This window comes from Streptomyces triticagri (assembly GCF_003429565.1).
Lineage (GTDB): Bacteria > Actinomycetota > Actinomycetes > Streptomycetales > Streptomycetaceae > Streptomyces > Streptomyces triticagri.
The window spans coordinates 1-7485 of sequence record NZ_QUAK01000184.1 but is presented as its reverse complement, the minus strand read 5'-3'; the positions used below and the strand labels follow the sequence as shown (position 1 = coordinate 7485).

Here is a 7485-nt window from a genome sequence, read left to right as displayed (position 1 = left end):
GCTCCGTGGCCGGTCAGACTTCGACGACGACCGGGAGGATCATCGGGCGGCGACGGTAGTTGTCCGAGACCCACTTGCCGAGGGTCCGGCGGACGAGCTGCTGCAGCTGATGGGGCTCGACCACCCCGTCCTGCGCCGACTTCTCCAGGACTTCCTGGATCTTGGGTGCCACCGCACCGAACGCGGAGTCCTCGATGCCGGAACCCCGGGCCTGGATGTGCGGGCCGCCGGTGATCTTGCCGGTGGTCGAGTCGACCACGACGAAGACCGAGATGATGCCCTCGTCCCCGAGGATGCGCCGGTCCTTGAGCGAGGACTCGGTGACGTCGCCGACGGAAAGGCCGTCCACATAGACGTAGCCGGCCTGGACCTTGCCGACGATCTTGGCCTTGCCCTCGACCAGATCGACGACGACGCCGTCCTCGGCGATCACGATGCGGTCGTGGGGAACGCCCGTGAGAGCTCCCAGTTCCGCGTTCGCCCGCAGGTGTCGCCATTCGCCGTGCACCGGCATCAGGTTCTTGGGCTTGCAGATGTTGTAGAAGTACAGGAGCTCTCCGGCCGAGGCGTGGCCGGAGACGTGCACCTTGGCGTTGCCCTTGTGCACGACGTTGGCGCCCCAGCGGGTCAGGCCGTTGATCACGCGGTACACCGCGTTCTCGTTGCCCGGGATCAGGGACGACGCCAGGATCACCGTGTCGCCCTGGACGATACGGATCTGGTGGTCGCGGTTCGCCATCCGGGAGAGGGCGGCCATCGGCTCGCCCTGGGAGCCCGTGCAGACGAGCACCACCTCGTCGTCCGGCAGATCGTCCAGCGTCTTGACGTCCACGACGAGGCCGGGCGGGACCTTGAGGTACCCGAGGTCCCGGGCGATGCCCATGTTGCGCACCATCGAGCGGCCGACGAAGGCGACCCTGCGGCCGTATTCGTGTGCGGCGTCGAGGATCTGCTGGATGCGGTGGACGTGGCTGGCGAAGCTGGCCACGATGATCCGCTTGCTCGCCCCGGCGAAGACCTGGCGCAGCACGTTCGAGATGTCGCGCTCGGGCGGTACGAAGCCGGGCACCTCGGCGTTCGTCGAGTCCGAGAGGAGGAGATCGATGCCCTCCTCGCTGAGCCTCGCGAAGGCGTTGAGGTCGGTGAGGCGCTGGTCCAGGGGAAGCTGGTCCATCTTGAAGTCGCCGGTGTGGACGACCATGCCCGCCGGCGTGCGGACGGCCACCGCGAGCGCGTCCGGGATGGAGTGGTTGACCGCCACGAACTCGCAGTCGAAGGGGCCGATGCGCTCGCGGTGGCCCTCGGACACCTCGAGCGTGTACGGGCGGATGCGGTGCTCCTGCAGCTTCGCCTCGATCAGGGCGAGGGTCAGCTTGGAGCCGATGAGCGGGATGTCCGGCTTCTCGCGAAGGAGGTACGGGACACCGCCGATGTGGTCCTCGTGCCCGTGCGTGAGGACGATTCCCTCGATGTCGTCGAGGCGGTCCCGGATGCTGCTGAAGTCCGGAAGGATCAGGTCGATTCCGGGCTGCTCCTCTTCGGGGAAGAGGACTCCGCAGTCGACGATGAGCAGGCGTCCGCCGTACTCGAACACGGTCATGTTGCGGCCGATCTCGCCCAGGCCGCCGAGGGGGGTGACCCGGAGGCCGCCCTCGGGCAGCTTCGGCGGGGAGCCGAGCTCAGGATGCGGGTGACTCAAAAGACTCTCCTACCCACACGCGCCACGTACCCAGAGGCACGTGGCGCGCGTGACATTCGTGCAATAGCAGTTGTCGTCTGTGCTGTCTGTGTTGCGTGTGTCTGCGTATTCAGTTGTGAAGTCTGTGACTACAGATGTACCCCACCGGCGGCGAGATCGATCTTGAGCTGATGCGTTTCCTCGAGGGAGAGTTCCACCAGCGGCAGGCGGAGCGGTCCGCCGGGGAGGCCCTGGAGGGCGAGCGCGGCCTTGGTGGTGATGACGCCCTGAGTACGGAACATCCCGGTGAAGACCGGGAGCAGCTTCTGGTGGATCTCGGTCGCCTTGCGTACGTCGCCCGAGGTGTGCGCGTCGAGCATGGCGCGGAGTTCGGGGGTGACCACATGGCCGACCACCGAGACGAAGCCGACGGCGCCGACGGAGAGTAGCGGCAGGTTGAGCATGTCGTCGCCGGAGTACCAGGCCAGCTCGCTGCGGGCGATGGCCCAGCTCGCGCGGCCGAGGTCGCCCTTGGCGTCCTTGTTGGCGACGATGCGCGGGTGCTCGGCGAGCCGGACGATCGTCTCCGTGTTGATCGGGACGCCGCTGCGGCCGGGGATGTCGTAGAGCATCACCGGGAGGTCGGTGGAGTCGGCGATCGCGGTGAAGTGCCGGAGCAGGCCGTCCTGCGGGGGCTTGCTGTAGTACGGCGTGACGGTGAGGAGGCCGTGGGCGCCGATCTGCTCGGCGGCGCGGGCCAGTTCGATGCTGTGGCGGGTGTCGTTGGTGCCGACGCCGGCGACCACGTGGGCCCGGTCCCCGACGGCCTCGAGGACGACTCGTACGAGCTCGGTTTTCTCCGCGTCGCTGGTGGTCGGGGACTCGCCGGTGGTGCCGTTGACGATCAGGCCGTCGTTGCCTGCGTCCACCAGGTGGGTGGCGAGCCGCTGCGCGCCGTCAAGATCGAGTGCGCCGTCCGCCGTCAGGGGCGTGACCATGGCGGTGAGGACCCTCCCGAAGGGGGTCTGCGGAGTCGAGGTCGGAGCCATGGGGCACACGCTACTCGCTGCTCAGCGCGGGGTCGCCCCTCGGGGGACGTGAGCGGGGAGACATACGGAGCCCGGCACTGCCTGCTCGGGGGTTCAAGCAGTGCCGGGTCCGTTTGATCAGGCTAGATGAACTTCTCGAAATGCCGCAATACGGACACTTCTCCCGAGGGTCCGTACCTGTGTGCGCCTGTCCCGTGCGTGGCGTTCGGGACTACGGGGCGACCCTGCCGTTGGCATTGAACGCCGCGTGGGTGAGGGGCATGAGCGTGGCCCAGTGCTCCTCCATCTGCTCGCCGACCATTTCGATCTCCCGCTGCGGGAAGGACGGGACCTTGGCCAGTTCGTGCTGGGTGCGCAGGCCGAGGAAGTGCATCAGCGACCGGGCGTTGCACGTCGCGTACATCGAGGAGAAGAGGCCGACGGGCAGGACCGCCCGGGCGACCTCGCGGGCCACGCCGGCGGCGAGCATCTCCTGGTACGACTCGTACGCCCGGCGGTAGGTGTCCTCCATGACGCGGCCCGTGAGCTCCTGCTGGGCCTCGGTGCCCTCGACGAAGACGTACTTGCCGGGGCGTCCTTCCTGGACCAGCTTCCGGGACTCGCCGGGGACGTAGAAGACGGGCTGGAGCTCGCGGTACCGGCCCGATTCCTCGTTGTACGACCAGCCCACCCGGTGGCGCATGAACTCGCGGAACACGAAGATCGGGGCGCTGATGAAGAAGGTCATCGAATTGTGCTCGAAGGGGCTGCCGTGGCGGTCCCGCATCAGGTAGTTGATCAGGCCCTTCGAGCGCTCCGGGTCCTTGGTGAGCTCGTCCAGGGACTGCTCACCCGCGGTGGACACCCGCGCCGCCCACAGGACGTCCGAGTCGCTCGCGGAGTGCTTGACCAGCTCCACAGTGACATCGCTGCGGAAGCTCGGTTTGAGGTCTTCGGCGGGGGTCTCGCTCACCGGCGGGGTCCTTCCATCTGGTGCTCGCTCGGGCGGCGCCCACTCTACGACTCGGCACTGACAGCCGACCGTTCGGTGCTGCTCTGTCGCGTTCTTCGGCGAATTTCGAGCAATTTTGCGGTTGCGGGCACCATTGCCGCCTTTTGAACGTCTTCACGGGTGACAGGAGTCCCGCACGGCATTCCTGGGACCAGTGAGGAGAAGCACCGCTCATGTTCCGACGGCGTGAGCCCGTCCCGTTCGCCTTCGTCGCGGAGGCCGACAAGTTCCGCAGCAATGTCACTCCCCCGCCCCGGGAGCGTGCCTCGGCCAGTGAGGTCGCCGGTCGCACGCTGGTCGGGCTGACCATAGTCGCCGGGCTCGTGGGCTCGCTTCTGTTCGGCATGCCTGCCCTTTCGGCGGATCAGACACCGGCCGGCACCCAGCAGTCCGAGGCCACCGATCACCGCTGATCGGGGCGGCGCCCGACAGGTCCACGCCGCCCTGCACCCCCTTTGCCGCCCCGGGGTGGCCGGTCGCCGCAGGCCTGGGTAGCCTCACCGGGCACAGCCCCAAGTTGTGTGCCCCGAGTGAGGAACTCCGTCGTGCCCCTGCCCTTTCTGACGGCCGACCGCGCTTTTGACGAGGCGACGGACGACATCGCGCTGCCGTACGACGACCGCGACCAGTGGCGTCGGCCCTATAGGCCGGGCCCCTGGCGGGTGGGAGCCTCCGCGGTCGTGCTGCTCGTCGCCTCGTTCATGCTGATCGCAGCGATGATCATCGCCTTTGCCGGGGCACTGCAGGGTGCGCTGATCTGTGCCCTCGCAGCTCTCGTGGTGATCACGTTCGCGCTGCGCATGCTGCGTATCGGCACCTGGGTGAGCGCGCGCGGACTGCGGCAGACCGGCCTCTTCATCACCCGGACCATGCCGTGGAATGCGGTCGTGGCCGTGCGGACCGTCCAGCAGCCGGTGCGCTGGCTCGGCCTGCCCCGTACCGTCCAGGGCCAGGCGCTGGTCCTCGTACGCCGTGGTGGCGAGCCCTTGCCCGGTCCGCTCCTGACCGACCGGAACGCCGACTTCCTCGGCCGTGGCACGGCCTTCGAGCGGGCGGCGGACACCGTCGAGGCCTGGGCGCACGAATACACGCGCGCCAACTGATCTCCGATCGAACCCGACTGCCCCGAGCCCCGACTGACTGCCCCGACTGCCCCGACGAAGGCTCAGGCGGTCGGCGCGCGGTCGTGCAGGGCGATCGCCCGCTGCATCGCCTTGCGGGCGCGTGGAGTGTCCCGCGCATCGTGGTAGGCCACCGCGAGGCGGAACCAGCTGCGCCAGTCCTCCGGGGCGTCCTCGGTCTCGGCTCTGCGCCGGGCGAATACGGCGTCGGCCGAGTCGCGGTCGATACGGCCGCCGGGTGTGCGCTGCAGCTCGTCGACCGGCAGTCCGCCCTCCGCCTCCAGCTCCGCGGCCAACTGGCCCGCGCGGCGGGCGAATTGCGTAGTCTTCCAGAGGAACCAGATGCCGATCAGCGGGAGGATCAGCACGGCGACACCGAACGTGACGGTGAGCAGCGTGCCTTCCCGTATGAGCAGCACGCCGCGGCTGCCGACCAGGACGAAGTAGACGACCAGGACGGCAGCCAGCAGGAAGTACGTGATCTTCGCTCGCACGGTGTCAGTCCCCGAGCCCCAGGAAGTTCTCCAGGCCGAAGGTGAGACCGGGAGTGTCCACCACACGGCGCAGGCCGAGCAGGATGCCCGGCATGAAGCTGCTGTGGTGCAGGGAGTCGTGGCGGATGGTGAGGGTCTCGCCCTCGCCGCCGAACAGCACCTCCTGGTGGGCGAGCAGACCGCGCATCCGCACCGCGTGCACCGGTACGCCGTCGACGTCCGCGCCGCGGGCGCCGTCGAGTGCGGTCGCCGTGGCATCGGGCTGGGCCGGCAGACCGGCGCGGTCACGGGCGGAGGCGATCAGCTGGGCGGTGCGGATGGCAGTGCCGGACGGGGCGTCGACCTTGTTCGGGTGGTGCAGTTCGACGACCTCGGCCGACTCGAAGTACCGGGCCGCCTGCTGGGCGAAGTGCATGGTCAGGACGGCGCCGATGGAGAAGTTCGGCGCGATGAGGACGCCGGTGCGCTCCGAGGACTTCAGCCAGGCTTCGAGCCGGCCGAGGCGCTCCTCGGTCCAGCCGGTGGTGCCGACGACGGCGTGGATCCCGTGCCGTACGCAGAAGTCGAGATTGTCCATCACCGAGGCGGGTGTGGTCAGTTCGACGACGGCTTGGGCGCCGGACTCGACGAGCGTCTCCAGTTCGTCACCCCGGCCGAGGGCGGCCACCAGGTCCATGTCGGGGGCGGCCTCGACCGCCCGTACCGCCTCGGAGCCGATGCGGCCCTTGGCGCCGATGACGGCCACGCGCAGCTTGCTCATTGCTTGATCCTTTTGCGAGTCGAGGGCTTGACGAACGCGCTCTAGGCGACTGCTTCGTGCAGGCGGTCCGCCTGCTTGCCCTTCAGTGGGCCGATGACGGACAGGGAGGGCCGCCGGCCGAGGACGTCGCGGGCCACCTGGCGTACGTCGTCCGGGGTGACGGCGGATATCCGCTCCAGCATCGCGTCGACGGACATGTGTTCGCCCCAGCACAGCTCGCTCTTGCCGATGCGGTTCATGAGGGCACCGGTGTCCTCGAGGCCGAGGACGGTGGAGCCGGCCAGCTGGCCGACGGCGCGGGCTATCTCGTCGTCGGGCAGTCCGTGCTGGGCCACCTGGTCGAGCTGGTCGCGGCAGATCTTCAGGACGTCGTGCACCTGGTTCGGGCGGCAGCCCGCGTACACGCCGAACAGGCCGCAGTCGGCGAAGCCCGAGGTGTACGCGTACACGCTGTAGGCGAGGCCGCGCTTCTCCCTGACCTCCTGGAAGAGGCGCGATGACATGCCGCCGCCGAGTGCCGTGCTCAGTACGCCGAGGGCCCATCGGCGCTCGTCGGTGCGGGCCAGGCCGGGCATGCCGAGGATGACGTGCGCCTGCTCGGTCCTGCGGTCGACGAGTTCGACGCGGCCGCTGGTGCGCAGGGCGCGCGCGCCGGCTCGCGGGGCGAGTGGTTCGGCGCCCGGGGTGCCCAGTGCGCCTGCCTTTTCGAAGGCGGCACGGACCTGGCGTACGACCTTCTGGTGGTCGACGTTCCCCGCCGCGGCGACGACCAGGTGGGTGGGGTCGTAGTGCCGCTTGTAGAAGCGGCGGATGCGGTCGGCGTGCAGGGAGTTGACCGTGTCGACCGTGCCGAGCACGGGGCGGCCGAGCGGCGTGTCCCCGAGCATGGTGTGTGCGAAGAGGTCGTGCACGCAGTCGCCCGGGTCGTCCTCGGTCATCGCGATCTCTTCGAGGATCACCCCGCGCTCGGCGTCGACGTCCTCCTGCTCGATCAGCGAGCCGGTGAGCATGTCGCAGACCACGTCGATGGCGAGCGGCAGGTCGGTGTCGAGCACGCGCGCGTAGTAGCAGGTGTACTCCTTCGCCGTGAAGGCGTTCATCTCGCCGCCGACCGCGTCGATCGCGGCGGAGATGTCGAGGGCGGAGCGCTTGCGGGTGCCCTTGAAGAGGAGGTGCTCGAGGTAGTGGGTGGCGCCGTTGAGCGAGGGCGTCTCGTCGCGGGATCCGACACCGGCCCAGATGCCGAATGTCGCCGAGCGCACCGACGGCAGCGTCTCGGTCACGACACGCAGACCACCCGGGAGGGTGGTGCGGCGGACCGTCCCGATGCCGTTCTCGCCCTTGAGCAGGGTTTGGGTACGGGCGACGGCCCGCGCCTCCGAAGAGGCGCGG

General features: G+C 69.1%; 8 protein-coding genes. 2 read left to right on the top strand and 6 right to left on the bottom strand.

Features of this window, described 5'->3' with window-relative positions:
• Positions 1-13: 13 nt before the first annotated feature.
• The 3 genes from DY218_RS26110 to thyX all read right to left on the bottom strand — a co-directional run bounded on the left by DY218_RS26110 (position 14) and on the right by thyX (position 3679).
• Positions 14-1699 (bottom strand): ribonuclease J, encoded by a 1686-nt coding sequence (locus tag DY218_RS26110; RefSeq protein WP_128558589.1) that lies wholly within the window; start codon positions 1697-1699, stop codon positions 14-16.
• A gap of 128 nt (positions 1700-1827) precedes the next feature.
• Positions 1828-2727, bottom strand: coding sequence for a 4-hydroxy-tetrahydrodipicolinate synthase (gene dapA / locus DY218_RS26105; RefSeq protein WP_128558588.1), 900 nt, complete (start codon positions 2725-2727; stop codon positions 1828-1830).
• Positions 2728-2938: 211 nt separating this feature from the next.
• Complete coding sequence (gene thyX, locus DY218_RS26100) at positions 2939-3679, bottom strand: FAD-dependent thymidylate synthase (protein ID WP_128558587.1); 741 nt, start codon at positions 3677-3679, stop codon at positions 2939-2941.
• 212 nt (positions 3680-3891) lie between these two features.
• On the opposite strand from thyX, the gene DY218_RS26095 reads away from it, so the two are divergent.
• The gene (locus tag DY218_RS26095; protein WP_128558586.1) at positions 3892-4131 is read left to right on the top strand and encodes a hypothetical protein; all 240 of its coding nucleotides are present in this window, start codon (positions 3892-3894) and stop codon (positions 4129-4131) included.
• Positions 4132-4263: 132 nt separating this feature from the next.
• Positions 4264-4821 (top strand): CobD/CbiB family protein, encoded by a 558-nt coding sequence (locus tag DY218_RS26090; protein ID WP_128558585.1) that lies wholly within the window; start codon positions 4264-4266, stop codon positions 4819-4821.
• A 62-nt stretch (positions 4822-4883) separates the two neighbouring features.
• Here DY218_RS26090 and DY218_RS26085 read toward each other — a convergent pair whose 3' ends face one another.
• The 3 genes from DY218_RS26085 to DY218_RS26075 form a co-directional block, all read right to left on the bottom strand.
• On the bottom strand, positions 4884-5333 hold the full coding sequence (locus tag DY218_RS26085; RefSeq protein ID WP_128558584.1) for a tetratricopeptide repeat protein: 450 nt from the start codon (positions 5331-5333) through the stop codon (positions 4884-4886).
• Positions 5334-5337: 4 nt separating this feature from the next.
• Positions 5338-6093: a 4-hydroxy-tetrahydrodipicolinate reductase gene (gene dapB, locus DY218_RS26080; protein WP_128558583.1), complete on the bottom strand. Its 756-nt coding sequence runs from the start codon at positions 6091-6093 to the stop codon at positions 5338-5340.
• 41 nt (positions 6094-6134) lie between these two features.
• Positions 6135-7485 (bottom strand): M16 family metallopeptidase (locus tag DY218_RS26075; protein ID WP_147336176.1); only part of this gene is annotated, 1351 nt, incomplete at its 5' end.

Coding starts and splice junctions, on each gene's coding strand:
- dapB (WP_128558583.1), bottom strand. CDS start 6,093: ATGAGCAAGCTGCGCGTGGCCGTCATCGGCGCCAAGGGCCGCATCGGC.
- dapA (WP_128558588.1), bottom strand. CDS start 2,727: ATGGCTCCGACCTCGACTCCGCAGACCCCCTTCGGGAGGGTCCTCACC.
- DY218_RS26095 (WP_128558586.1), top strand. CDS start 3,892: ATGTTCCGACGGCGTGAGCCCGTCCCGTTCGCCTTCGTCGCGGAGGCC.